Below are 23,815 nucleotides of genomic sequence, written 5' to 3' on the forward strand. Positions count from 1 at the left end.
GAGCGGCGGGTGGTGGAACGCGATGCGGAAGCGAGGCGGACCCGAGGTCTTCCGGATCACCGGGGCCCGGCAGGGGCTCGCGGACGACGTCCGGGGCAGGCAGCGGCGGTACGTCATCTCCATGTCGGTCCGGACGCTCTCCGTGATCGCGGCGGCGGTGCTGTGGAACGTGGAGCGGCACGTGGCGGTCGTGGCCCTGGCGCTGGGGGTGCTGCTGCCGTACATCGCGGTGGTGATCGCGAACGCGGGGCGCGAGTCCGCCCCCTCGCTCCCCTCGGCGTATCTGTCCTCGCCGGTGCGGCCGGCCCTCGGCCCGGCCGACGGTGTGACGGAATCCGGAGCGGAACGGCCGCACGGGCACGTCTGACCGGGCACCCTCGTCCCCGGTCACGGAACGTGGCGGGAACGCCGCCGGGAACCTCAAGAAAAGCTCAGATCAATCATGAAGTTCCGGTGCACCGTACCGGGGGTGCCGTGACATACTGCGTACGCGCTCCGCATCCCCCGTCGGAGCGACGGACCGATGCCGGGCAGCTCCCCCCGTGGCTGCTCGGCATCGCCCTTGCTGGACAATGATCGGGTGAGCGAAGAGAAGCCGATCTGTTCCGCCAAGGGCTGCCGCGCCGACGCCGTCTGGGTCCTCGCGTGGAACAACCCCAAGGTGCACACGCCCGAGCGGCGCAAGACCTGGCTCGCCTGCGAGGAGCACCGCGAGCACCTCTCCCAGTTCCTGGGCGTGCGCGGTTTCCTGAAGGACGTCGTGCCCTTCGCCGAGTGGGAGTCCGCGGAGCCCGGCTCAGCCGCCGATCGCTGACATCGGGCGGTCCGGCTGGAGGAAGCTCGGGTCGTCCAGGCCGGAGCCGGCCTTCTTGCCCCACATCGCCTTCTTCCACAGCTCCGCGACGGCCGCGTCCGATCCAGAGTCCGAGCGGAGCGCGGCCCGCAGGTCGGTCTCCTCGGTGGCGAAGAGGCAGGTGCGGATCTGTCCGTCGGCGGTGAGCCGGGTCCGGTCGCAGGCCCGGCAGAACGGGCGGGTGACGGAGGCGATGACGCCGACCGTGTGGGGGCCGCCGTCGACGACCCAGCGCTCGGCCGGGGCGGAGCCGCGCTCGTCGGCGCCCTCGGGGGTGAGGGTGAAGCGGGTGCGGAGGGACTCCAGGATGTCGCCGGCGGTGATCATGCCGTCGCGCTTCCAGCCGTGCTGGGCGTCGAGCGGCATCTGCTCGATGAAGCGGAGCTCGTACCCCTGCTCCATCGCCCAGGCGAGCAGGTCGGGGGCCTCGTCCTCGTTGAGCCCCGGCATCAGGACCGCGTTGACCTTCACCGGGGTGAGGCCCGCCTCGCGGGCGGCGGCCATGCCGTCGAGGACGTCGTGGTGGCGGTCGCGGCGGGTGAGGGTCTTGAAGACCTCGGGCCGCAGGGTGTCGAGGGAGACGTTGACCCGGTCCAGGCCGGCCGCCTTCAGGGCGGCGGCGGTGCGCTTGAGGCCGATGCCGTTGGTGGTCAGGGACATCCGGGGGCGGGGCTCCAGGGCGGCGCAGCGCTCGACGATCCCGACGAGGCCGGGGCGGAGCAGCGGCTCGCCGCCGGTGAAGCGGACCTCGGTGACGCCGAGGTCGGTGACGGCGATCCGGATCAGCCGGACGATCTCGTCGTCGGTGAGGAGGTCGGGCTTGGCCAGCCACTGCAGGCCCTCCTCGGGCATGCAGTAGGTGCAGCGCAGATTGCACCGGTCGGTGAGGGAAACGCGCAGGTCAGTGGCGACTCGGCCGTATGTGTCGAGGAGCACCGGGCCCCCTCCCCTTCTCCAGGTTCGCTTCTCGTTCGAGCCTACGTGACCACCGGGACCTTGGGCACGGGCCGATTGTCACGAGGACGGCACCGGCCGCGTCGTAGAACTCTACGACGCGGCCGGCACGGAGCAGCGCTCCCGTATACGACCGGGTGCGGTGCGGTCAGTGCTCGACGGCGGCGGCGGTGCCGACGCCGGTGAGGGACTTGACCTCCAGCTCGGCGTACTTGCCCTTGTCCGGCTCCTCCTTGGAGAGGAGGGAGCCGAGCCAGCCGAGGAGGAAGCCGAGCGGGATGGAGACCAGCCCGGGGTTCTCCAGCGGGAACCAGTGGAAGTCGACGCCCTTGAACATGGAGTTCGGCCCGCCGGAGACGACCGGCGAGAAGAGGACGAGGACGACGGAGGAGACCAGTCCGCCGTAGATCGACCAGAGCGCGCCCTGGGTGGTGAACCGCTTCCAGAAGAGCGAGTAGAGGATCGTCGGCAGGTTGGCCGAGGCGGCGACCGCGAAGGCGAGGGCGACCAGGCCGGCGACGTTGAGGTCGCGGGCGAGGGCGCCGAGGCCGATCGAGACGATGCCGATGAAGACGGTGGACCAGCGGGCGGCCCGCATCTCCTGCTTCTCGGTCGCCTGTCCGCGCTTGATCACGTTGGCGTAGATGTCGTGTGCGAAGGACGAGGAGGAGGCGAGGGTCAGTCCGGCGACGACGGCCAGGATGGTGGCGAAGGCGACGGCGGAGATGACGGCGAGGAGGATCGCGCCGGTGGTGGAGTCGGCGCCGCCGCCGACCTCCAGGGCGGTGAGCGGTGCCGCCGTGTTGCCGGCCTTGTTGGACGCCATGATCGTGTCGCTGCCGAGCAGGGCGGCGGCGCCGAAGCCGAGGACGATCGTCATCAGGTAGAAGGCGCCGATGATGCCGATGGCCCAGTTGACCGACTTACGGGCGGCCTTGGCGGTCGGCACCGTGTAGAAGCGGATCAGGATGTGCGGCAGGCCGGCGGTGCCGAGGACGAGGGCGATGCCGAGGGAGAGGAAGTCCAGCTTCGAGGTGGCGCTGACGCCGTACTTGAGGCCGGGCTCCAGGAACGCCTCGCCCTTGCCGCTGTTGGTGGCGGCGGCGCCGAGCAGGTCGGAGAGGTTGAAGTCGAACTTCAGCAGGATGAGGAAGGTGATGAGGAGGGTGCCCGCGATGAGCAGCACGGCCTTCACCATCTGCACCCAGGTGGTGCCCTTCATGCCGCCGATGGTGACGTAGACGATCATCAGGACGCCGACCAGGGCGACGATCGCGATCTTGCCGCCGTCGCTGGTGATGCCGAGGAGCAGCGAGACGAGGACGCCGGCGCCGGCCATCTGGGCGAGCAGGTAGAAGATCGAGACGACGATGGTGGAGGTGCCGGCGGCGGTGCGGACCGGTCGCTGGCGCATCCGGTAGGCGAGGACGTCGCCCATGGTGAAGCGGCCGGAGTTGCGCAGCGGTTCGGCGACCAGGAGCAGGGCGACGAGCCAGGCGACGAGGAAGCCGATGGAGTAGAGGAAGCCGTCGTAGCCGTAGAGGGCGATGGCTCCGGAGATGCCGAGGAAGGACGCGGCGGACATGTAGTCGCCGGAGATGGCCAGGCCGTTCTGGAAGCCGGTGAACTGGCCGCCGCCGGCGTAGAAGTCGGCGGCGCTGCGGGTCTGCCGGCCGGCCCAGACGGTGATGGCGAGGGTGGCGATGACGAAGGCCGCGAAGAGGGCGATGATCAGCGGCCGGTGCTCGGTGGTGGCGTTGTCGGCGGCGAGCAGGGCGGGGGCGGTGGCGAGGGTGCTCATGCGTCGCCCTCCATGCGGGCCTTGATGGCCTCGCCCCTGGGGTCGAGGCTGCGGGCGGCGTGGCGGGAGTACAGCCAGGCGATGAGGAAGGTGGTGGCGAACTGGCCGAGGCCGAGGACGAGCGCCACGTTGATGTTGCCGAAGAGGCGGGTGCCCATGAAGCCGCCCGCGTAGTTGGAGAGCAGGACGTAGAGCAGGTACCAGGTGATGAAGGCGATCGTCAGGGGGAAGGCGAAGGAGCGGTAGGTGCGGCGGAGCTCGCCGAACTCCTCGCTCTCCTGGACCTCGACGAACTGCTCCGTGGTGGGCCGGGCGGGACCGGGGTCGGTCGCGGTGCCCTTTCTCGGCGGCGGCGGTGCTTCGGTAGCCACGGAATCTCCTCGTGACGCGGGGACGGACGGCATGGTCAAGGGGGCCTCACCTGGGGGTGCGGGAACGGGGCGCCTGGCGGAGCCCCTCCCCTGCTCAACGGCACGGAGCCCGATGCGAAGTGGTTCAGCGGAGTGGATTTATCCGGCGGAATCTTCATGAAGTCTTCTCAACTCATTGATGAGCAGGGAAGATCAGCGATAGCTTCACTCGTCATGCACCTGCCCGTGCGCAACCCCGCGCGCGGGCAGCAGTACATACGGATGATGTGGAGAACCCATGGCTCATCTGGGATCGAGGCGCGGCCGAGTACTCGCTCTGCCTGCTGGTCTCGCGCTCACCGCTTCGCTCGGCTTCCTTCCCTCCGGCGCCGCCTCCGCCGCGGAACTGAGCGAGGCCCCGGCGGCCGCCACCGTCGCGACGACGGGCGAGAAGCTCTCGTACGTCGTCAACATCGAGGGTGGTCGCTGGACCGCCGACTCGGTGAAGAAGGCGATAGCCGCCGCCGGCGGCGAGGTCGTCATCGCGTACGACCAGATAGGCGTCATCGTCGTCCACTCGCAGAACCCCGAGTTCGCGAAGACGATCCGCCAGGCCCGCGGTGTGGTGTCGGCGGGTGCGACCCGTACCGCTCCGCTCACCGTCCAGGGCGACGACTCCGTCGGCGGTGCCACGGAGGAGCTGACCGCGGCCGAGGCCACGGCCGCCGCGGCGACCGCCACGGACGGTCAGGACCCGCTGGAGCCGCTGCAGTGGGACCTGCCGGCCATCAAGGCCGACAAGGCGCACGAGAAGACCCTCGGCAGCAGCAAGGTGACGGTCGGCGTCATCGACACCGGTGTGGACGACACCCACCCGGACCTGGCGCCGAACTTCGACACCGCGGCCTCCGCGAACTGCGTCTCCGGCAAGCCGGACACCACCCCCGGTTCGTGGCGTCCCAACCCGGGCGAGTCGGACCACGGCACCCACGTGGCGGGCACGATCGCCGCCGCGAAGAACGGTGTCGGCGTCACCGGTGTCGCCCCGGGCGTCAAGGTCTCCGGCATCAAGGTGTCCACCCCGGACGGCTTCTTCTACACGGAGGCCGTGGTCTGCGGCTTCGTGTGGGCGGCCGAGCACGGCGTCGACATCACGAACAACAGCTACTACACCGACCCGTGGATGTTCGCCTGCAAGACGGACGAGGACCAGAAGGCCCTCGTCGAGGCGGTCACCCGGGCGACCCGGTACGCGGAGAAGAAGGGCACGGTCAACGTGGCCGCGGCCGGCAACTCCAAGTTCGACCTCGCCGCCGACGAGATCGTGGACAACTCCAGCCCGAACGACACCGTTCCGGGCGACCGGGTCATCGACCCGAGCGAGTGCTTCGACTACCCGGCCCAGCTGCCGGGCGTCGTGACGGTCTCCGCGACCGGCGCGAAGGACCTGAAGGCGTCCTACTCGAACTACGGTCACGGTGTCATCGACATCGCCGCCCCCGGCGGTGACCGCACCGAGTACCAGACCCCGGACGCCCCGGCGGTCAACGGCCGCATCCTGTCGACCACGGTCAACGGCGGCTACAACTACAAGGCCGGTACGTCGATGGCGTCGCCGCACGCCGCCGGTGTGCTCGCGCTGCTGAAGTCGACGCACCCGAAGGCGAGCCCGGCCGCGCTGAAGGCGCTGCTGTACGCGCAGGCCGACGAGCGCTCCTGCACCAACCCGTACGACATCAACGGCGACGGCACCGTCGACGCCGTGTGCGAGGGCGGCAAGGAGAAGAACGGCTTCTACGGAGCCGGTCTGGTGGACGCGCTGGACGCCGTCCGCAAGTTCTGACGCTCTGAGGGGCCCCGGTGTGCTCTGCCACACCGGGGCCCTTTCGCATGTCCGGGAGGTGGCACCGGGTGCCATAGTGCGGGCATGGACAGCACGGTTCGGAGTGGTACGGAAGCACTGTGGGCGGCATTGGGCGGCGATCCCGCCCTGCTCGGCCGGGTGGAGTTCGGCGGGGTGGCGGGGCTGCTGCCGGCCCGGCTGCCGGTGATGGACCTGGCCCGGGCGACGGTCGCGGTCTGCGGGCTCGCCGCCGTGGAGCACGCGCGCGTGGCGGGGCCGGTGCGGGTGGACGACGGGGCCGTGGCCACCGCCTTCGTGAGCGAGCGCCATCTGCGGGTGGACGGACGGGCGCCGGTGAGCTTCGCGCCGCTGTCGCGGTTCTGGCGGGCGGCCGACGGCTGGGTCCGCACCCACGCCAACTACCCGCACCACAGGGCCGCGCTGCTGGCGGCGCTGGGCGCGGCGGACTCGGTGGAGGCGGTCGCGGAGGCGATCGGCGGGCGGAAGGCGGTGGACGTGGAGTCGGCGGTGTACGCCGCCGGGGGCCTCGCGGTGGCGCTGCGGACGCCCGGCGAGTGGGCCGCCCACGAGCAGGGCCGGGAGGTGGCGGCGCGGCCGGTGCTGAGCCGGGAGCGGCTCGACGAGGCCCCGCCCCGGCGGCGCACGGGTCCGCTGCGGGTGCTCGATCTGACCCGGGTGATCGCGGGGCCGGTGGCGACCCGGACGCTGGCGCTGCTCGGCGCGGACGTGCTGCGGATCGACCCGCCGGGCAACCCGGAGCTGCCGGACCAGCACGCGGACACGGACGTCGGGAAGCGGACGGCGGCCCTGGACCTGGACCGGCCCTCGGACCGGCGGACCTTCGAGGGGCTCCTGGACGCGGCGGACGTGCTGGTGACCGGCTACCGGCCGGGGGCCCTGGAGCGGTACGGCCTGGAGCGGCCGGGTCTGGTGACGGCCCGGCTGTCGGCGTGGGGCGACTACGGGCCGTGGGGCGGCCGGCGGGGCTTCGACAGCCTGGTGCAGGTGGCGACCGGGATCGCGGTCGAGGAGGGGTCGGCCGAGGAGCCGGGGGCGCTGCCGGCGCAGGCGCTGGACCACGGGACGGGGTATCTGCTGGCGGCGGCGGTGCTGCGGTCGCTGACGGAGCAGGAGCGGGACGGCGGCAGCCGGCTGGTCCGGCTCGCGCTGGCGCAGACCGGGCACTGGCTGGCACACGGACTCCCCCGGTACGACCCCGAGCGGTACCTCGCGGAGTCGGAGGGCCCGCTCGGGCGGCTGCGGCACGCGCTGTCGCCGGTGGCGTACGAGGGCGGCCCGGCGGGCTGGTCGCGCCCGCCGGGCGTCGCGGGGGCGGACGCCCCGGTGTGGGCTACGGCGTGACGAGGACCTTGAGGGCGGTGCGCTCGTCCATGGCCTTGTAGCCGCCGGGGACGCCGTCGAGGCCCACGGTGAGGTCGAAGACCGGGGACGGGTCGATGGTGCCGTCGAGGACGTCGGCGAGCAGCTCGGGGATGTAGGCGCGGACGGGGGCGACGCCGCCGCGCAGGGCGATGTTCCGGTCGAACATGACGGAGAGGTCGAGGCCGGTGCCGGAGCCGTGCGGGACGCCGACGTAGCCGATGGAGCCGCCGTCGCGGGCGATGTTCACGGCGGTGCGCATGGACTGCTCGGTGCCCACGGCCTCGATGACGCCGTGGGCGCCCTGGCCGCCGGTGAGTTCGCGGACGGCGGCCTCGGCGGCCTCGCCGCGCTCGGCGACGACGTCGGTGGCGCCGAAGGCGCGGGCGATGTCGGTGCGGGCGGTGTGGCGGCCGAGGGCGATGATCCGCTCGGCGCCGAGCCGCCGGGCGGCGAGGACGCCGCAGAGGCCGACGGCGCCGTCGCCGACGACGGCGACGGTGGAGCCGGGGCGGACGCCGGCGCCGAGGGCGGCGTGGTGGCCGGTGCCCATGACGTCGGAGAGGGCGAGCAGGGCGGTGAGCAGCCGGTCGTCGGAGGCGGCGCCGGACGGGAGCTTGACGAGGGTGCCGTCGCCGAAGGGGACGCGGACGGCCTCGCCCTGGCCGCCGTCGGAGCCCACGGAGCCCCAGAAGCCGCCGCGGGGGCAGGAGGTCTGGAGGCCCTCGGCGCAGTACTCGCAGGTGCCGTCGGACCAGACGAAGGGGGCGACGACGAGGTCGCCGGCCTTGAAGCCGCGGACCTCGGAGCCGGTCTCCTCGACGATGCCGAGGAACTCGTGGCCGATGCGCTGGCCGGGCTGCCGGGCGGACTCGCCGCGGTAGGCCCACAGGTCGCTGCCGCAGATGCAGGCGCGCAGGACCCGGACGACGACGTCCGTGGGGTCCTGGACGACCGGGTCGGGCACCTCCTCCACGCGCATGTCGAACGGGGCATGGATGGTGGTGGCGCGCATGGTTCCTCGCTGTCAGCTGGTCGTACGACGTTCACCGTACATCGCGCGCAGGGCACCGGCGGTCAGCAGGTACTGGGCGGCGATGTAGGTCAGCATGACCCAGAAGTCCGGGACCGGCAGCTGCGGCCACTCCGCGATGCCGGTGGCGATGAGGGTGTCGGAGAGCAGGAAGAGCGCGCCGCCGGCGCCGGCGAGGACGCCGAGCGAGCCGGCGCGGTACGCCATCGCGGTGAGCAGCAGCGAGTAGCCGGTGACGGGGATCCGCAGGTCGGCGGGGAGGTCGGGCCAGAGGGCGACGACGGTGCCGGTGAGGACGACGGCGTAGAGGGCGCCGGACGCCGGGGAGGTGCGGCGGCGGCCGAACAGGGTCAGGTAGCAGACGTGGCCGAGGGCGAAGGAGCCCATGCCGAGGAGGAAGGCTGCGTCGGCGTCGAGCAGCAGGAGGACGTCGCCGCCCCAGCCGAGGAGGAGCGCGGCGAGGAGGATCCTCGGGGCGCCGCGGGTGGCGGCGTACGCGGCGAGGAGCGGCATCAGGAGGGGCTTGGCGACCAGGTGGCCAGTGTCGGTGCCGGCGAGCAGCGAGCCGAGGTCGACGGCGGCGGCGAGGAGGAAGGCGCCGAGCAGGGCCCGGGCGAGGGTGGCGCGGGTGGTGCGGGCGGGGTGGGCGGTGGCGGGCGGGGTGGTCACGCGGCGGGCTCCGGGGCGGTCGGGTCGTGGTGCGGGGCGGTGCGGGGTTCCGGCTGCCAGCCGGGCCCGCGCAGGACGCGGCCGACGCGCTCGCGCCAGTCGCGGGCGGCGCGGACGTCGCGGGCGATGGCGGCGTACTCGTGGGTGGCGACGCGGAGCGGGTTGTACGTCTCGATGTTCTTGGTGAGGCCGTAGACGGGCCGCTCGGTCTCGCCGGTCCAGGAGCCGAAGAGCCGGTCCCAGACGATGAGGATCCCGCCGAAGTTGCGGTCCAGGTAGCCGCCCTGGGAGGCGTGGTGGACGCGGTGGTGGGAGGGGGTGTTGAGCACGTACTCGAAGGGGCGGGGGAGCCGGCCGACGCGCTCGGTGTGGATCCAGAACTGGTAGACGAGGTTGACGGAGTAGCAGAAGGCGACGGCGGCGGGGTGCACGCCGAGGGCGATCAGCGGGAGGTAGAAGGGCCAGCCGGTGAGGCTGGTCCACGGCTGCCGCAGGGCGGTGGTGAGGTTGAACCTGCGGCTGCTGTGGTGCACGACGTGACAGGCCCACAGGATCCGGACGACGTGGTGGCCGCGGTGCGACCAGTAGTAGAGGAAGTCCTGCGCGAGCAGCATCAGTGGGACCGTCCACCACAGGACGGGGACGCGCAGCGGCGTCAGCTCGTACACGGCGGTGTAGACCGCGACGATCGGGATCTTCCACAGCGCGTCGAAGGCGAGGCTGCCGAGGCCCATGCCGAGGCTGGTGGCGGCGTCCTTCGTCTCGTACCCGGCGGCGTCCTCGTCGGGATGCAGCCGGTAGCTCACCATCTCGACGAGGGTGAGCAGGACGAACGCCGGTATGGACCAGAGCACGACATCGGGCAGGTGGGGCATGGCGTCGACGGTAGGGCTCGTCCCTGTGGACGGCTAGACGTCGTTACCGACAAGTATGCGAGACGACTTGTCAGCAGTGTTTGGCGGCTTCCGACAAGGGCCCTCGGGCGGGGCCCGGGCGTCAGACCCCGGCCACGTCCAGGAGGGAGCCCGCCGCGTACGTGACGGCCATGGCGAGCGCGCCGCCGGCGACGGTGCGGAGGGTGGCCCTCGGGGCCGGGGCGGCGGCCAGCCGGGCGGCCCACCAGCCGGTGAGGGTGAGGGCGGCGAGGACCGAGGCGACGGTGATCCAGAGGCGGACGGAGGCGGGCGGGAGGACGATCGCGAGCAGCGGGAGCAGGGCGCCCACGGTGAAGGCGAGGAAGCTGGCCCAGGCCGCGTGCCAGGGGTTGGTGAGGTCGTCGGGGTCGATGCCCAGCTCCACGCGCGCGTGGGCCCGGAGGGCGTCGCGCGCGGTGAGCTGTTCGGCGGCCTCGCGGGCCACGGCGGGGCTGAGGCCGCGGGCGGTGAGGAGCGCGGTGAGCTCGTCGAGCTCGGCCGCCGGGCTCTCGCGCAGCTCGCGCTTCTCGGTGGCGAGGGCGGCGTCCTCGGAGTCGCGCTGGACGGAGACCGAGACGTACTCCCCCACCGCCATGGAGAGGGAGCCGGCCAGCAGGCCGGAGAGTCCGGCGGTGAGGAGGGCGGCCTGGGACTCGGTGGCGCCGGCGACGCCCACGACCAGGCCGGCCGTGGAGACGATGCCGTCGTTGGCCCCGAGCACGGCGGCCCGGAGCCAGTTGAGCCGGGACCCGAGACCACCGCCGTGGGCCGGGTCGGGAACGGAGGATGCGCTCACCCCTGGAGGGTCGCACCCCCCGCCCCCGCGGACACGCACCGACCCGCCCCGGGGCGCGCCCCGGCCGGTCGCCCCGGGGGGCGCCCCCGCCGGGGGCGCCCGGGGGGGCGCCCCGCCGGGCGCACTCGCGGGCGCCACGCCGCGGGGGGGGCGCCGGGCGCCGGGGGCCGGGGCGCGCGGGCCCCCCCCCCCGGGCCGGTCGCCCCGGGGCGCGCCCCGGTCCGTCACCAGACGCGGACCGAGCCGCCGGGGGCGAAGGCCGGGCTGGTGGCGTCGGGCGGGATCTTCTCCAGGGGGGTGGCGATCTCCTCGACGGTGGGGCCGTGGACGGCCGCGAGCCGGTCCAGGAAGGCGAGGTCGAAGCCGTAGACGCGGGCCGCGTTGCCGCCGACCATCGCCGCCACCTCCTCGCGCGGCAGGCCCGCGTAGGCGAGCCGGAGCCCTTCCCGGGAGTACGGGGTGGTCCCCTCGTCGTGCGGGTAGTCGCTGCCCCACATGATCTTGTCGAGGCCGATCCGGTCCCGCAGCGGCACCTCGTGCGGGCGCATGAAGCTGGCGCCGACGAAGCAGTTCTCCCTCCAGACCTCGCCGGGGCTGCGCCCCATGGAGTCCGCCAGGCCCGCGCCGAACTTGGACTCGGCGGTGGCCGCCCGGCTCGCCGCCGCGACGAGCCGCCCGTGGTAGTAGTCCAGCATCTCCATCACCCCGGGGATCCAGCCGGAGCCCTGCTCGGTGAGGACCAGCCGGAGCCCGGGGTGGCGGCGGAAGGCGCCGCCGAACACCAGGTGCCACAGCGCCCGGTGGGAGAACCAGGTGGTCTCCACCATGAAGACGGCCCGGGCGGCCGGTTCGTCGCCGAGCGGCGGGGAGGCGGAGCCGCCGTGGTGGTTGACCGGGACGCCCAGCTCCGCGCAGACGGCCCAGATCGGGTCGTACGTCTCCGAGTACAGCTCCGGCAGTCCGCTGCCCGGCGGGGTGCCGGGGAGCAGGACGCCGCCGGTGAGTCCGGCCGCGTGGGTGCGGCGGATCTCGGCGACGGCCTCGTCGACGTCGTTGAGGAGGATCTGCGCGACGCCCGCGCGCCGGCCGGGGGCCTGCGCGCAGAAGTCGGCGAGCCAGCGGTTGTGGGCGCGCAGCCCCGCCCAGCGCCGCTCGAACTCCTCCCGGGTGGGGGCCGGGGCCATCAGGGAGGCGGAGGGGAAGAACGGCGGGATGGTGTTGGGGAAGACGACCTCGGCCACGATCCCGTCGCCCTCCAGCTCGCGCAGCCGCCGCTCGGAGTTCCAGTTGCGGTCGGCGGTGTCGGCCAGCAGGTCCTCGTACGGGTTGACGTAGGTGGCGGCCCAGGCGTCGAAGTCGTCGTGGTGGCGCTTCTCCAGGTAGGGCCGGTAGTCGAGGAGGTCGGCGCCGGCGTGGCAGTCGGCGGAGATCACGGTGTGGCGGTCGGTCATGCCGTGGCTCCGATCACCGGGAAGTCGCCGCCGGTGAGCCAGTGGCGGCCGGTCTCGCGGGAGCGGGCCCAGGACGCCTCGACGGCGGTCTGGTCGGCCGGCTGGCCGAGGTCGGCGGGGGTGGGACCGATGCGCCTGGCGATCGGATCCAGGGTGCGGACATCGAATCCGAAGACCTCGGCGGCCGCGAGCCCCAGCATCCGCCGGGTCTCCTCCACCGGGATGTCGTGGAAGGTGTTCCGCAGCCAGGTCCGGGTGTTCGGCCAGGTGCCCTCCGGGTGCGGGAAGTCCGAGCCCCACAGGATGTTGTCGACGCCGATCTCGTACCGCTGCGCCAGCTCGCGCCGCTTGGTGTTGGTGGCGCAGACGAAGACCTGGCGGTCCAGGTACTCGCTCGGCGGGCGCTTCAGCTCGGCGAAGGGCGAGAGCTTCTTGCCGCCGTGCGCGCCGAGGTAGAGCCGGTCCATGAACCAGAGCAGGTTCGGCAGCCACCAGCAGCCCGACTCGGCGACCCCGAACCGCAGCCCCGGGTGGCGCTCGAAGACCCCGGACCAGAGCAGGAACCACAGCGGCCGGGCGGGCCACCAGGTGACCTCGGAGACGTAGATGCCGAGGTGGTCGCCGTACTCCTCGCGGGGCGCCGCCCCGGAGTGGGTGACGACCGGCATCCCGGTCTCGGCGGCGGCCGCCCACACCGGGTCGTACCGCCGGTCGTGGTAGGGCGCCTTGTCCACCCACATGGACGGGATCATCAGGGCGCCGAGCCCGGACTCCTTGGCCCGGTGGACCTCGGCGACGACCTCGCGGACGTCGGCGGTGACGGGGAGCAGGGCGACGCCGCAGTGCCGGGCCGGGTCGTGGGCGACGAACTCGGCGAGCCAGCGGTTGTGGGCCTTGGCGCCCGCCATGCCCAGCTCGGGGTCCTGGTCGCCGGAGAGGCCGAGGCCGACGCCGAAGGGGGCGGCGGTCTGGCTGTCGACGGCGTCCGCGTCGGGGAAGACCACCTCGGCGGCGACGCCGTCCCCGTCCAGTTCCTTGATCCGCTGCGCGTGGTCCCAGCCGCCGCGCAGCCCCTCCTCGTGGTCGCTGAACCACTTGGCCGCGAAGTCCTCGTTGCGGACCCCGAGGCGGGTCATGGCCTCCCGGCGGGCCTGCCGGCCGGCGAGGAAGTCGTCGAAGGCCCGGTGGAAGCGGGCCTCCAGGTAGGGCCGGTACTCCTCGGTGGGGAGCCCGGCGTGGCAGTCGGAGGAGATGATCAGATACGGGTCCTCGTGGCTCATGGCCACCCCCCTCAGTCGAGGATGAAGCTCTCCAGATAGGTCGGGTCGGCGCGGTCGAGCATCGACTGCGAGCGCGCCCTGATCTGCCGGTCGCTGTGCTCGCTCGCCGGGAGCATCCAGAACCGGTCGGCCCTGATCCCGTCGACGACGTGCTCGGCGACCTCCTCGACGGGGGTGAAGGCGATCTCGTGGCCGGCCTCCTTCATGGCGGCCTCCCACTGGTCGAGGGTGCGGTACGGGGTCCGGCGCGGGCGCTCCTTGGCGTACCGCTCGGGCCGGTTGCGGTGCGACTCCCACAGTCCGGTGCGGAGCATGTGGGGTCCGGGGAAGAGGACGGAGGCGCCCACGCGCGCGTGCTCGGCCTTCAGATGGGCGTAGAGGGACTCCGTCATGGTGACGACGGCCGCCTTGGTGACCGCGTAGACGGAGGCGGTGGGCAGCGGGGCGATGCCGCCGTCGCCGGACGAGGTGTTGACGACGTGGCCGGGTTCGCCGGCCGCGAGCATCCGGGGCACGAACGCCTGGATGCCGTGGAAGACGCCCCAGACGTTGACGGAGAAGGCCCACTTCCAGTCGTTGGGCTCGTGCTCCCACATGCGGCCCTCGGCGCCGGAGCCGACGCCGGCGTTGTTGCAGAGGACGTGGACGGCGCCGAAGGTGTCGTAGGCGGCGTCGGCGAAGGCCCGTACCGCCCCCGGGTCGGAGACGTCCACGGTCCGGGCGAGGACCTGCGCCCCCTCGGCCATCAGTTCGTCGGCGGCCTCGGCGAGCGGTCCGGGCTCGACGTCGCCGAGGACGACGGCGAGTCCCTCGGCGGCGAAGCGGCGGGCCATCGCCCGGCCGATGCCGCTCGCGGCGCCGGTGACGACGGCGACCTGTCCTTCCCGGAGTTCCATCAGACGCTTCCTTCCGGGGGGCCGTCGAGGATCTGCGCGGGGTCGTCGTAGCGCTGGTGGACGTAGGGCAGCAGGGCCTCCGCGGAGACCCGCTCGGCGACCCGGCCGCGCTGGTCGGAGGTCTTCTCGCCGAGGGTGATCTCGACGAGCCGGCGGACCGGGAGGTCGGCGACGGGGTCGTACATGGACTCGCGCAGCACGACGTCGCCGGTGATCCGCTCCAGCCTGCGGACCTTCTCGTTGCGGACGCAGTGGACGAGGACCGGGTCGGCGTCGAAGCCGGAGCCCTCGACGCCGGGCAGGAACTTGAAGTAGAAGTCGGTCTTCTCGACCGGCTCGGGCAGCGGCAGCGGGCCGGAGACGGCGCCGCGCACCTCGACGAAGGCGATGCCGTGCCGGGCGAGCCGGGCACCCACCACGAGCCCGTCGCGCTCGACGACGACCTCGCCGAGCTTCTTCGGCTCGCCGAAGACCTCCCGGCCGCCGATCAGGGCCCGCTCGTGGGTCATCGGCATGACCAGCGGATACCAGCCCTCGGTGGCGCCGTGGGCGGCGGCCACGGAGACCGAGCCGGCGCCGAGCGGATAGCCGGGCAGGTCGACCTTGCTGATGGTGACCCGGACCAGGGGGCGCCCGGTGGGTTTCAGCGGGGGCGGCAGGACGGCCGCGACCGCGTCGGGGTCGGTCTCCCAGAGGGCGACCACCCCGGTGGACCAGATGTCGGGGAGCTTCGCGGCGGCGGCGCGGGCGGCAGCGCTCTCCGCCGCGGTGCGCGCCCCGTACCGTACTCGTGCCATGTCGTACCACCCTTCCGGACGGATACGGTCCCTCGGCGCCACGGCTCCGGGACCCTCGGCCTGTAACACTGTTACACCGCCAGCCGGGGAGGGTAAAGACGTGTGCGCGGAGGGAATTGACGAACCATCAGGGGGGACGCGGATGGCACGCCCGGCGCTCAGCCGCGAGGAGGTCCTGGACACGGCGGCGGCCCTGGTGCGCGCGCACGGGCCGGACGGGCTCACCATGCGGGGGCTCGCCGCCGCGCTCGGCACGGCGGTCACCTCGATCTACTGGCACGTGGGCAACCGCGAGTCGCTGCTCGACGCGCTGGCCGAGCGGACGGTGACCGACCTCGGCGCGATCCGGCCGCACGGGGACGGCCCCGCGGAGCGCATCGGCTCGGTGGCGCACGCCCTGCGCCGGGCGCTGCGCGAGCGCCCGCACCTGGTGGCGATGGTCCACGAGCGGGGCCTGACGGAGCGGATGTTCCTCCCCGCCCACCGGGCGCTGGTCCGGGAGGCGCACGCGGCCGGGCTGCGCGGCGAGCGGGCGGCGGAGCTGGTCCGGGCGGTCGCCTTCCAGGTCGTCGGCTACGTCCTGGTGGAGCGCAACCGCGAGCGGGCGCCCGCCCAGTCGCCGGCCGACCAGGAGCTGTGGGACGCCGAGACCGCCGACGCCGACCCGCCGCTCGCCCGCGCGCTGGCCGCCCCGGTGGAGACGGACCGGCTCTTCGCGGCCTCGGTACGCGCGCTGGTGGAGGGCCTCCTGGCCGGCTCCCCGGCACCCGCCGCGGGGGACATCAGGGACAAGCCGGACACCGGGGACGGGAGTGTCGGTCGCGGGCCGTATTCTCAGTGACCATGCTCGACGACCGCACGACAGCAGCGACATGGCCGGCCGCGTACCCCCAGGGTTACGCGGTCGTCGACGTGGAGACCACCGGTCTCGCCCGCGACGACCGGATCGTGTCCGCCGCCGTCTACCGCCTCGACGCGCAGGGACGGGTGGAGGACCACTGGTACACGCTGGTGAACCCGGAGCGGGACCCCGGACCGGTCTGGATCCACGGCCTCACCAGCGACGTCCTCGAAGGGGCGCCGCTCTTCGCGCAGATCGCCGAGGAGTTCTCGGCCCGCCTCGACGGCCGCGTCCTCGTCGCGCACAACGCGATGTTCGACTGGCAGATGATCGCCCGGGAGTACGCGCGCGCCGAGCGGACCGCGCCCGTGAAGCAGCGGCTGTGCACCATCGCGCTCGCCAAGGAGCTGGCGCTGCCGCTGCCCAACCACAAGCTCTCCTCGCTGGCCGCCCACTTCGGGGTGGTGCAGCAGCGCGCGCACGACGCCCTCGACGACGCGCGCGTGCTCGCCGAGGCCTTCCGCCCGAGCCTGCACGCGGCGGCGGAGCGGGGCGTCCGGCTGCCGCTCCTGGAGTGCCGCCCGCTCACCGAGTGGGCCGCCGCGCCGGCCCGCCCGCTGATCGGCGCCCAGTCCTCGTACCGGGCGGGGAGCTGGCGCCCCTCCCGGAAGCGGCCGGCCTGCCCGTACCCCAACCCCGGCCGGTACGAGAGCGACAAGCCGCTCAAGCAGGGCATGCGGGTGGCCTTCTCCGGCGACACCTCCGTCGACCGCGAACTCCTGGAGGACCGCACGGTCGAGGCCGGACTGCACGTCGCGACCTCGGTCTCCCGGCTCACCAGCCTGCTGGTGACCAACGACCCGGACGCCGGCACCTCCAAGACGGTCAAGGCGAAGAGCTTCGGCACCCCGATCCTCGACGAGGCCGCCTACGCCCACCTGCTGCGGGACGTCGCCCCGGCAGACGGGTGACACCCCCGCCCCCGGCGGGCGTGCCGCGCGGCGCGCGCGGGCCCGGGGCCCCACCCTGTGGCGCATGGCACGTTGTGAGGTCTGCGGAAACGATTACGGCATGTCCTTCGAGGTGCACGCGCAGGGCGCGGTGCACGTCTTCGACTGCTTCGCCTGCGCCATCCACCGCATGGCGCCCATCTGCGAGCACTGCCGGGTCCAGATCATCGGACAGGGCGTCGAGGTCGAGGGGAACTGGTACTGCGGCGCCCACTGCGCCCGCGCGGAGGGGAAGGCGGGCATCGTCGACCGGGTGTGAACCGCCCCCGTACACCGGGGAAGAAACGATCCGGGTCGGGTGACGCCGGTCACCCGACCCCCTGTGCGGACGCCCCGCCGCCCCGGGGGTACGGTCATGGGGTGTACCGCTTCCTGTTGTCCCGGCAGTGGGTGATCCTCACCCTCGTCGCCCTCGTCCTCATCCCCGTGATGATCGAGCTGGGCTTCTGGCAGTTCCACCGGCACGAACGCCGGGTCACCCAGAACACCCTGATCGCGGACAACCTGGAGGCCCGGCCGGTCCCGGTCGAGGAGCTCACCTCCCCCGGCCATGTCGTCCCCCGCGCCGACTACTGGCGCCAGGTCACCGCCACCGGCACCTTCGACACCGCCCACGAGGTGGTCGTCCGCCGCCGCACCTCCTCCGACGACCGGGTCGGCGCGCACGTCCTCACCCCGCTGGTCCTGGACGACGGCAAGGTCGTCCTCGTCAACCGGGGCTGGGTGCCCGGCGCCGCCAACCAGCGCGACTACCCCGACGTCCCGCCCGCCCCGAAGGGCGAGGTCACCGTCACCGGCCGCCTCAAGGCCGACGAGACCACCGGCGCCAGCGGCATCAAGGACCTCAAGGGCCTGCCGGACCGTCAGGTGATGCTCATCAGCAGCGACCAGCAGGCCGAGCTGATCGGCCGCGAGGTGCTGGGCGGCTACGTCGAGCAGACCGGACCGGCGGCGGCCGGCGGCTCCCCCGAGCAGATCCCCGAGCCGGACCACGACTCGATCGGCGCCCACATGGCGTACGCCGTCCAGTGGTGGCTCTTCGCCGCCGGCGTGCCGGTCGGCTGGTTCGTCCTCGTGCGCCGCGAGAAGCGCGACCGGGAGGCCGCGGCGGCGGCCGGCGACGACACGCCGGAGGGAACCCCGGAGGAGAGCCCGGAGGAGAGCCCGGAGGAGACCCCCGCGGCCCCGCAAGGGGACGACAGCGCGATTCAGGCCACCTCGCCCCGCTGATTGACCGTCGCCGCTTGCGGGAACAGCCCAGAGCGTGACCCGACGCATCGACGACTACGCCCTGATCGGCGATCTCCAGACCGCCGCGCTCGTCGGCCGCGACGGGTCGATCGACTGGCTGTGCCTGCCCCGCTTCGACTCCGCCGCCTGCTTCGCCGCCCTCCTCGGCGACGAGGACAACGGCCACTGGCGGATCGCCCCCAAGGGCGCCGTCACCTGCGCCTCCCGCCGCTACGCCGAGGACTCCCTGGTCCTGGAGACCTTGTGGGAGACCCGTACCGGCACCGTCAAGGTCACCGACTTCATGCCCCAGCGGGACCGCGCCCCGGACGTCGTCCGGATCGTCGAGGGCGTCAGCGGCCGGGTCGAGATGAGCGCCGTGCTCCGCCTCCGCTTCGACTACGGCTCGATCGTGCCGTGGGTGCGGCGCTCCGAGGGCCACCGGGTCGCCGTCGCCGGGCCCGACGCCGTCTGGCTGCGCAGCGAGCCGCCGGTGAAGACCTGGGGCCAGCAGTACGCCACCTGCTCCGCCTTCACCGTGACCGCCGGGGAACGGGTGGCCTTCGTCCTCACCTGGCACCCCTCGCACGAGCGGCGGCCCGCGCTCGTGGACCCCTTCGAGGCCCTGGAGCACTCGCTCGCCGACTGGCGGGAGTGGACCGCCCGCTGCGCCTACCGGGGCCCGTACCGCTCCGCCGTGGTCCGCTCCCTCATCACCCTGAAGGCGCTCACCTACGCCCCCACCGGCGGGATCGTGGCCGCCCCCACCACCTCCCTGCCGGAGGAGATCGGCGGGGTGCGGAACTGGGACTACCGGGCCTGCTGGCTGCGCGACTCCTCCCTCACCCTCGGCGCGCTGCTCGCCGCCGGATACGCCGACGAGGCCGCCGCCTGGCGCGACTGGCTGCTCCGCTCGGTCGCCGGCGACCCCGCCGACCTCCAGATCATGTACGGGCCCGCGGGCGAGCGGCGGCTCCCCGAGACCTCGCTGCCCTGGCTGCGCGGCTACGCCGACTCGGCCCCGGTGCGGACCGGGAACGCGGCCGTCGACCAGTTCCAGCTCGACGTGTACGGCGAGGTGATGGACTCCCTGTACCTGGCGCGCGAGGCCGGCATCCCGCCCGAGCGGCACGCCTGGAACCTCCAGTTGAGCCTGCTCGGCTTCCTGGAGTCGCACTGGCGCGACCCCGACGAGGGGCTGTGGGAGGTGCGCGGACCGCGCCGCCACTTCACCCACTCCAAGGTGATGGCCTGGGTCGCGGCCGACCGGGCGGTGCGCACCCTGGAGGCCGACCCGTCGCTGCCCGGGGAGCCGGACCGCTGGCGGGCGCTGCGGGACGAGATCCACGCGGAGGTGTGCGCGAAGGCGTACGACCCCGGGCGGAACACCTTCACCCAGTCGTACGGCTCCGCCGAGCTGGACGCCGCCACCCTGCTCATCCCCCGGGTCGGCTTCCTGCCGCCGGACGACCCCCGGGTGGTCGGCACGGTGGACGCGGTCCGGGCCGAGCTGACCCACCGGGGCTTCGTGCGGCGCTACAGCCCCGACTCGGGCGCGGTCGACGGGCTGCCCGGGCGGGAGGGCACCTTCCTCGTCTGCTCCTTCTGGCTGGCCGACGCGCTGCGGATGACCGGGCGGCAGGAGGAGGCCCGGGAGCTGTTCGAACGGCTCGTGGGGCTGACCAACGACGTGGGGCTGCTGGCGGAGGAGTACGACCCGGTGAGCGGCCGGCAGCTCGGCAACTTCCCGCAGGCGTTCAGCCACATCGGACTGGTGGGGACGGCGCTCGCGCTGCCCGGCGACGAGACGGCAGGATAGGTCCATGGATCTTGGACTGAAGGACCGCGTGTACGTCGTCACCGGCGCGACCCGGGGGCTCGGCCGGGCCTCCGCGGAGGCGCTGCTCGCCGAGGGCGCCCGGGTGCTGATCACCGGGCGCGAGGAGGCGACCGTCGCCGAGGCGGTCGCCGAGCTGGGCGAGGGCGCGGCGGGCCTCGCCGCCGACAACGACGACCCGGCGACCCCGGCCCGGCTGATCGCGGAGGCCCGCGCCCGGTTCGGCGGCTTCGACGGCATCCTGATCAGCGTCGGCGGCCCGGCGCCGGGCTTCGCCGCGGACAACACCGACGAGGAGTGGACGGCGGCCTTCGGCACCGTCTTCCTCGGCGCGGTGCGGCTCGCCCGGGCGGCGGCCGAGACGCTGGGCGAGGGCGGGGTGATCGGCTTCGTCCTGTCGGGGTCGGTGCACGAGCCGATCGCGGGCCTGACGATCTCGAACGGGCTCCGCCCCGGACTCGCCGGCTTCGCCAAGTCCCTCGCCGACGACCTGGGCCCGCGCGGGATCCGGGTGGTCGGTCTGCTGCCGAGCCGGATCGACACCGACCGGGTGCGGCAGCTCGACGCCCTCTCGGGCGACGCGGAGGCCGCCCGCTCCGCCAACGAGCTGGCGATCCCGCTGCGCCGCTACGGCACCCCGGAGGAGTTCGGCCGCACGGCCGCCTTCCTCCTCTCCCCGGCCGCGTCCTATCTGACGGGGCTGATGCTGCCGGTGGACGGCGGCGCCCGCCACGGCTTCTGACCGGGACGGGCCCGGCGTCAGGTCACCCGGCGGGCCCGGTGCTTGACCGCCCGCAGCCGGGCCTCGGTGGGCAGGGCGTCCAGGCCCGCCGACGTGCGGGCGCGGGCCAGTGCCTCGCCGCTGAGGCCGGCCAGCGCCTCGCCCGGGGAGGCGTACGGCTCCAGGAGCAGCGCGATCCGGGTGCGGGGGGCGGTGCGGCGGCCGGTGAGGGCCACCTTGGCCTGGGCCACGCCCTCCTGGGCGGCGGCGTCCGCCTCCAGGACGTCCTCCAGGGCCCGGCCGCGCAGCACGGCGGCGTCGCCGTCGCCGGTGTCGACCAGGACCTCGGCGAGCCGGGCCCGGCGGAACTGGGCGATCAGCCACCAGAGGGCGAGCAGGACGACGACGCCGAGGACGGCGATGACGGTCGGCCACCACCAGCCCTCCTCCCGCCACCGCCGCCGGTCGGCGGTGGTGAGGAGCACGTCGCCGGGGCCCGACCAGGGCCACCAGGACGGGACGGGCAGGTCGAGGCCGGCGGCGAGGACGACGCCGCCGGCGAGGACGAGGAGCAGCCCGGCGAGGCCGAGCAGGACACGGTTGACGCGCCGCAGGACGGCGGTGACGGGTGCGTGCACGGGCGGATCACCCCTTCTTGGGCGGGCGGTCCACCCGGACGGTCAGCGCGGGGGCGCGGGCGAGCCCGAGCTCCTCGACGCCGGCGGTGAGGACGTGCCGGACGTCCGCCCGGACGTCGTCGAGCGGACGGAAGTGGGAGACGGCCCGGACGGCGACCTTGGCGCGGCCGACCCGGACCTTCACGGACTGCACGCCGGAGACCTCCATGGCCCGGTCGCGCAGGGCGAGCGCGGCGGCGTCCCGGTCGAGCCCGGCCCGCAGGTCGGGGTGGGCGCGGCGCATCGGCAGCACGGCCCGCAGGCCGGGGGTGGCGGCCAGGACCAGCAGCCAGACGCCGAGCAGGACGGCGGCGCCGGCGACCGCGAGGGCGGTGGCGCTGTCGAGGGGCCGGGTCGCGAGGTCGTCGGCGAGTTCGCGCCGCCAGCTCATGGCGCTGCGGTCGGCCCGGACGGCGGCGACGTCGTACAGCAGCAGTCCGGCGGCGCCGAGGACGACGGCGGCGAGCAGGGCGGCGGGGATGCGCCGGACGGACCAGAAGCGCCGGACCCGTTCGGTGTCCGGGCCGCCTCCGGCGAGGACGGGGACGTCCTCGGGTTCCGGCGCGCCGGTGGGCCGTTCGGGTGTCGTCATGCCAGCCGGCCCTTCCTGGCGGCGGCGGCGGTGTGCGGGGAGTGGAGGCGCTCGACGTGGACGGAGACCTCGTGGACCTCCATGCCGACGAGCTCCTCGACCCGGCTGCGGACCCGGCCGCGGACGGCGCCGCAGCGGCGGCCGATGTCCGTGGGGTAGCCGAGTTCGAGGCTGATCGAGATGCGGGCGGCGTCCCGGTGCACGACGACCGAGGCGTGCGGCTTGTGGCCGCCCTCCGGCACGCCGCCCAGGGCTTCCCGGGCGGCCTGGGCGGAGATCTTGGCGACCACCCGGTCGGCGATCGTGGTCGCGCCCCGCTCGCGGACCGGCGGCCGTTCCGTCACGTCCGTGGGCACCCGGCCTCACCGCCGCCGGTCGCCGCGGTCGCGGCCCCGGAGCAGATCGCCGGGTTCGAGGTCGCCGTCGAGGAAGCGGCCGGCCACGAAGCCGATCGCCCCCAGGGCCGCGACCAGCAGAAACGCCCCGAATCCGCCGAAGTACCCGGCGAAGCCGAGACCCATGCCGGCCAGCAGGCCGACCACTGCCATGCTCATGCTGAACCCCTTTCCGAGCCCTGCGCTCCGTCGCCCGTGCCGGTCGGCTACTGGAGCCGCGACTCGGGCTCCTCTTCCTCCTCGTCGGGCAGCTTCACGTCGCTGACCGCGATGTTGACCTCGACGACCTCCAGTCCGGTCATCCGCTCGACGGCCGCGATCACGTTCTCGCGGACGGCTCCGGCGACGTCGCTGATGGAGACGCCGTAGTCGACGACGATCTCCAGGTCGAGGGCGGTCTGCACCTCGCCGACCTCGGCCTTCACGCCGCGGGTGACGCTCGCCTTGCCGCCGCCCCCGCCGGGGACGCGGTCGCGGACGGCGCCGAAGGTGCGGGAGAGCCCGCTGCCCATGGCGTGGACGCCGACGACGTCCCGGGCGGCCATTCCGGCGATCTTCTCGACCACACCGTCGGCGATGGTCGTCCGGCCCCGGGTGGCGGCGGCGCCGCCGCCCTTGCGGGTGACCTGGGTGCTCTCGCCGCTGCGTTCACTGTCCGTCATGGAATGCCCCTTCCGGGATATTTCGGGCTTCTTCGCTCACACTAAGGGCGGTTCCCCGACACCGCTCCGGGGATACGGCAGGCTGGGGCAATGACCACGGGTGACGGTTGGACGGCGGCGGTGCGCGACCGCCTGGCGCCGGGCAGGCTGCTGCCGCTCGGCACGGCGGCGGACGGGACCTGGCTCACGGAGCGCGCGGCCCGGGAGGTGCTGGACCGGGCGGTCGCGGGGGTACGGGGCGCGGTCCCGGGCCCGCTGCGGATCGGCGCGGCGGCGGAGGCGGCGGACGCGGGGCCGTTCCCGGTGCCGCCGGGCGGGCTGCCCGCCGGGCCGCTGCGGATCGGGGCGGAGCTGGCCGTGGTGGCGACCGGACGGCCGCTGCCGGAGACGGCGGACGAGGTACGGGCGGTGCTCCTCGCGGCGGCGGAGGGGCTGGGCCTGGCGGTGACGGAGGTCGACCTGCGGGTGACCGACCTGCTGGAGGAGGCGCCCGCGACGGAGCCCGCTCCCCCGCCGCCGGACCGGACCCCGCCGGCGGCGGACGACCCGGTGGCGGTGGCGGTGCTGCGGGTGCCGGGCGTGGCGGCGGTGACGGACGCGCTGGGCGCGCCGGTGCACCGGACGGCGGAGGCGGTCCGGGTGGAGTGCGCGGTGGCGGGTGACCGCCCGCCGGCGGAGGTGGCCCGGGCGGCCCGCGCAGCGGCGGGGGGGGGGGGGGCCGGTGGGGGCGGCGGGGGCGGGGGGGGGTTCGGGGGTGGCCGACGGCCCCGGGGGCCCGGCCCGGCCCCGGCGGGCGCGCGGGGGGGGGCGGA

26 protein-coding genes and 1 pseudogene (1 of these 27 only partly in view) are annotated in these 23,815 nt (G+C 74.1%); 11 read left to right on the top strand and 16 right to left on the bottom strand.

Features of this window, described 5'->3' with window-relative positions:
- Nucleotides 1-22 precede the first annotated feature (22 nt).
- Together ACFW1I_RS02010 and ACFW1I_RS02015 are read left to right on the top strand one after the other, a co-directional pair.
- Nucleotides 23-367: a DUF3099 domain-containing protein gene (locus ACFW1I_RS02010; RefSeq protein ID WP_384665195.1), complete on the top strand. Its 345-nt coding sequence runs from the start codon at nt 23-25 to the stop codon at nt 365-367.
- A gap of 213 nt (nt 368-580) precedes the next feature.
- On the top strand, nt 581-814 hold the full coding sequence (locus ACFW1I_RS02015) for a hypothetical protein (protein WP_319011025.1): 234 nt from the start codon (nt 581-583) through the stop codon (nt 812-814).
- On the opposite strand, the gene moaA is transcribed toward ACFW1I_RS02015, so the two are convergent.
- The 3 genes from moaA to ACFW1I_RS02030 all read right to left on the bottom strand — a co-directional run bounded on the left by moaA (nt 797) and on the right by ACFW1I_RS02030 (nt 3,979).
- Nucleotides 797-1,789 carry a GTP 3',8-cyclase MoaA gene (gene moaA, locus ACFW1I_RS02020; protein ID WP_384665197.1) on the bottom strand — a complete coding sequence of 331 codons (993 nt, stop codon included), beginning with the start codon at nt 1,787-1,789 and terminating at the stop codon, nt 797-799. The two genes, ACFW1I_RS02015 and moaA, sit on opposite strands and share 18 nt — an antisense overlap.
- Before the next feature lie 166 nt (nt 1,790-1,955).
- Complete coding sequence (locus ACFW1I_RS02025; RefSeq protein ID WP_384665198.1) at nt 1,956-3,608, bottom strand: cation acetate symporter; 1,653 nt, start codon at nt 3,606-3,608, stop codon at nt 1,956-1,958.
- Nucleotides 3,605-3,979 (bottom strand): DUF485 domain-containing protein, encoded by a 375-nt coding sequence (locus ACFW1I_RS02030; protein ID WP_384665200.1) that lies wholly within the window; start codon nt 3,977-3,979, stop codon nt 3,605-3,607. Before ACFW1I_RS02030 ends, ACFW1I_RS02025 begins: the two co-directional genes overlap by 4 nt.
- 277 nt (nt 3,980-4,256) lie before the next feature.
- Between ACFW1I_RS02030 and ACFW1I_RS02035 the strand changes: the two genes are divergently transcribed.
- Together ACFW1I_RS02035 and ACFW1I_RS02040 are read left to right on the top strand one after the other, a co-directional pair.
- Complete coding sequence (locus ACFW1I_RS02035) at nt 4,257-5,801, top strand: S8 family serine peptidase (protein WP_384665201.1); 1,545 nt, start codon at nt 4,257-4,259, stop codon at nt 5,799-5,801.
- 84 nt (nt 5,802-5,885) lie between these two features.
- Complete coding sequence (locus tag ACFW1I_RS02040; protein WP_384665203.1) at nt 5,886-7,184, top strand: CoA transferase; 1,299 nt, start codon at nt 5,886-5,888, stop codon at nt 7,182-7,184.
- Here the strand turns inward: ACFW1I_RS02040 and ACFW1I_RS02045 are convergent.
- The 8 genes from ACFW1I_RS02045 to ACFW1I_RS02080 form a co-directional block, all read right to left on the bottom strand.
- Nucleotides 7,174-8,217: a zinc-dependent alcohol dehydrogenase family protein gene (locus tag ACFW1I_RS02045; protein ID WP_384665204.1), complete on the bottom strand. Its 1,044-nt coding sequence runs from the start codon at nt 8,215-8,217 to the stop codon at nt 7,174-7,176. The genes ACFW1I_RS02040 and ACFW1I_RS02045 overlap by 11 nt on opposite strands.
- A gap of 12 nt (nt 8,218-8,229) precedes the next feature.
- On the bottom strand, nt 8,230-8,904 hold the full coding sequence (locus tag ACFW1I_RS02050) for a lysoplasmalogenase (RefSeq protein ID WP_384665206.1): 675 nt from the start codon (nt 8,902-8,904) through the stop codon (nt 8,230-8,232).
- Nucleotides 8,901-9,779 (bottom strand): sterol desaturase family protein, encoded by an 879-nt coding sequence (locus ACFW1I_RS02055; RefSeq protein WP_384665208.1) that lies wholly within the window; start codon nt 9,777-9,779, stop codon nt 8,901-8,903. The genes ACFW1I_RS02050 and ACFW1I_RS02055 overlap by 4 nt, the downstream gene beginning before the upstream one ends.
- 121 nt (nt 9,780-9,900) lie before the next feature.
- Nucleotides 9,901-10,614, bottom strand: a complete 714-nt coding sequence (locus tag ACFW1I_RS02060) for a VIT family protein (RefSeq protein WP_384665210.1) — start codon at nt 10,612-10,614, stop codon at nt 9,901-9,903.
- Nucleotides 10,615-10,838: 224 nt separating this feature from the next.
- Nucleotides 10,839-12,065 (bottom strand): amidohydrolase family protein, encoded by a 1,227-nt coding sequence (locus ACFW1I_RS02065; protein WP_384665211.1) that lies wholly within the window; start codon nt 12,063-12,065, stop codon nt 10,839-10,841.
- Complete coding sequence (locus ACFW1I_RS02070; protein ID WP_384665213.1) at nt 12,062-13,345, bottom strand: amidohydrolase family protein; 1,284 nt, start codon at nt 13,343-13,345, stop codon at nt 12,062-12,064. Before ACFW1I_RS02070 ends, ACFW1I_RS02065 begins: the two co-directional genes overlap by 4 nt.
- 11 nt (nt 13,346-13,356) lie before the next feature.
- Complete coding sequence (locus ACFW1I_RS02075) at nt 13,357-14,241, bottom strand: SDR family NAD(P)-dependent oxidoreductase (protein ID WP_384665215.1); 885 nt, start codon at nt 14,239-14,241, stop codon at nt 13,357-13,359.
- Nucleotides 14,241-15,038: an acetoacetate decarboxylase family protein gene (locus ACFW1I_RS02080; RefSeq protein WP_384665217.1), complete on the bottom strand. Its 798-nt coding sequence runs from the start codon at nt 15,036-15,038 to the stop codon at nt 14,241-14,243. Before ACFW1I_RS02080 ends, ACFW1I_RS02075 begins: the two co-directional genes overlap by 1 nt.
- A gap of 142 nt (nt 15,039-15,180) precedes the next feature.
- Between ACFW1I_RS02080 and ACFW1I_RS02085 the strand changes: the two genes are divergently transcribed.
- The 6 genes from ACFW1I_RS02085 to ACFW1I_RS02110 all read left to right on the top strand — a co-directional run bounded on the left by ACFW1I_RS02085 (nt 15,181) and on the right by ACFW1I_RS02110 (nt 20,698).
- Nucleotides 15,181-15,879 (top strand): TetR/AcrR family transcriptional regulator, encoded by a 699-nt coding sequence (locus ACFW1I_RS02085; protein ID WP_384665219.1) that lies wholly within the window; start codon nt 15,181-15,183, stop codon nt 15,877-15,879.
- Nucleotides 15,876-16,850, top strand: coding sequence for a DEDDh family exonuclease (locus tag ACFW1I_RS02090; RefSeq protein WP_384665221.1), 975 nt, complete (start codon nt 15,876-15,878; stop codon nt 16,848-16,850). The genes ACFW1I_RS02085 and ACFW1I_RS02090 overlap by 4 nt, the downstream gene beginning before the upstream one ends.
- A 64-nt stretch (nt 16,851-16,914) precedes the next feature.
- Complete coding sequence (locus tag ACFW1I_RS02095) at nt 16,915-17,148, top strand: hypothetical protein (protein ID WP_051787423.1); 234 nt, start codon at nt 16,915-16,917, stop codon at nt 17,146-17,148.
- Nucleotides 17,149-17,249: 101 nt separating this feature from the next.
- On the top strand, nt 17,250-18,119 hold the full coding sequence (locus ACFW1I_RS02100; RefSeq protein WP_384665223.1) for an SURF1 family protein: 870 nt from the start codon (nt 17,250-17,252) through the stop codon (nt 18,117-18,119).
- 34 nt (nt 18,120-18,153) lie between these two features.
- Nucleotides 18,154-19,938 carry a glycoside hydrolase family 15 protein gene (locus tag ACFW1I_RS02105; protein ID WP_384665225.1) on the top strand — a complete coding sequence of 595 codons (1,785 nt, stop codon included), beginning with the start codon at nt 18,154-18,156 and terminating at the stop codon, nt 19,936-19,938.
- 4 nt (nt 19,939-19,942) lie between these two features.
- Entirely contained in the window at nt 19,943-20,698 is a 756-nt protein-coding gene (locus ACFW1I_RS02110; RefSeq protein WP_384665226.1) for an SDR family oxidoreductase, read from the top strand.
- Between the two features lie 17 nt (nt 20,699-20,715).
- Here ACFW1I_RS02110 and amaP read toward each other — a convergent pair whose 3' ends face one another.
- Genes amaP through ACFW1I_RS02135 form a run of 5 tightly spaced genes read right to left on the bottom strand, consistent with a single transcriptional unit; the run spans nt 20,716 to nt 23,003 of the window.
- Nucleotides 20,716-21,315: an alkaline shock response membrane anchor protein AmaP gene (gene amaP / locus ACFW1I_RS02115; protein WP_384665228.1), complete on the bottom strand. Its 600-nt coding sequence runs from the start codon at nt 21,313-21,315 to the stop codon at nt 20,716-20,718.
- Nucleotides 21,316-21,322: 7 nt separating this feature from the next.
- Nucleotides 21,323-21,946: a DUF6286 domain-containing protein gene (locus ACFW1I_RS02120; protein ID WP_384665230.1), complete on the bottom strand. Its 624-nt coding sequence runs from the start codon at nt 21,944-21,946 to the stop codon at nt 21,323-21,325.
- Nucleotides 21,943-22,302 carry an Asp23/Gls24 family envelope stress response protein gene (locus tag ACFW1I_RS02125; RefSeq protein ID WP_384665232.1) on the bottom strand — a complete coding sequence of 120 codons (360 nt, stop codon included), beginning with the start codon at nt 22,300-22,302 and terminating at the stop codon, nt 21,943-21,945. Before ACFW1I_RS02125 ends, ACFW1I_RS02120 begins: the two co-directional genes overlap by 4 nt.
- 6 nt (nt 22,303-22,308) lie before the next feature.
- On the bottom strand, nt 22,309-22,500 hold the full coding sequence (locus ACFW1I_RS02130; protein WP_384665235.1) for a hypothetical protein: 192 nt from the start codon (nt 22,498-22,500) through the stop codon (nt 22,309-22,311).
- Nucleotides 22,501-22,547: 47 nt separating this feature from the next.
- The gene (locus tag ACFW1I_RS02135) at nt 22,548-23,003 is read right to left on the bottom strand and encodes an Asp23/Gls24 family envelope stress response protein (RefSeq protein ID WP_384665236.1); all 456 of its coding nucleotides are present in this window, start codon (nt 23,001-23,003) and stop codon (nt 22,548-22,550) included.
- A 90-nt stretch (nt 23,004-23,093) separates the two neighbouring features.
- Here ACFW1I_RS02135 and ACFW1I_RS02140 point away from each other — a divergent pair.
- Nucleotides 23,094-23,815, top strand: a pseudogene (locus ACFW1I_RS02140) (hypothetical protein) (it continues 37 nt past the right edge of the window).

The organism is Streptomyces sp. NPDC058955, assembly GCF_042741435.1.
In the GTDB taxonomy this organism is placed as follows: domain Bacteria; phylum Actinomycetota; class Actinomycetes; order Streptomycetales; family Streptomycetaceae; genus Streptomyces.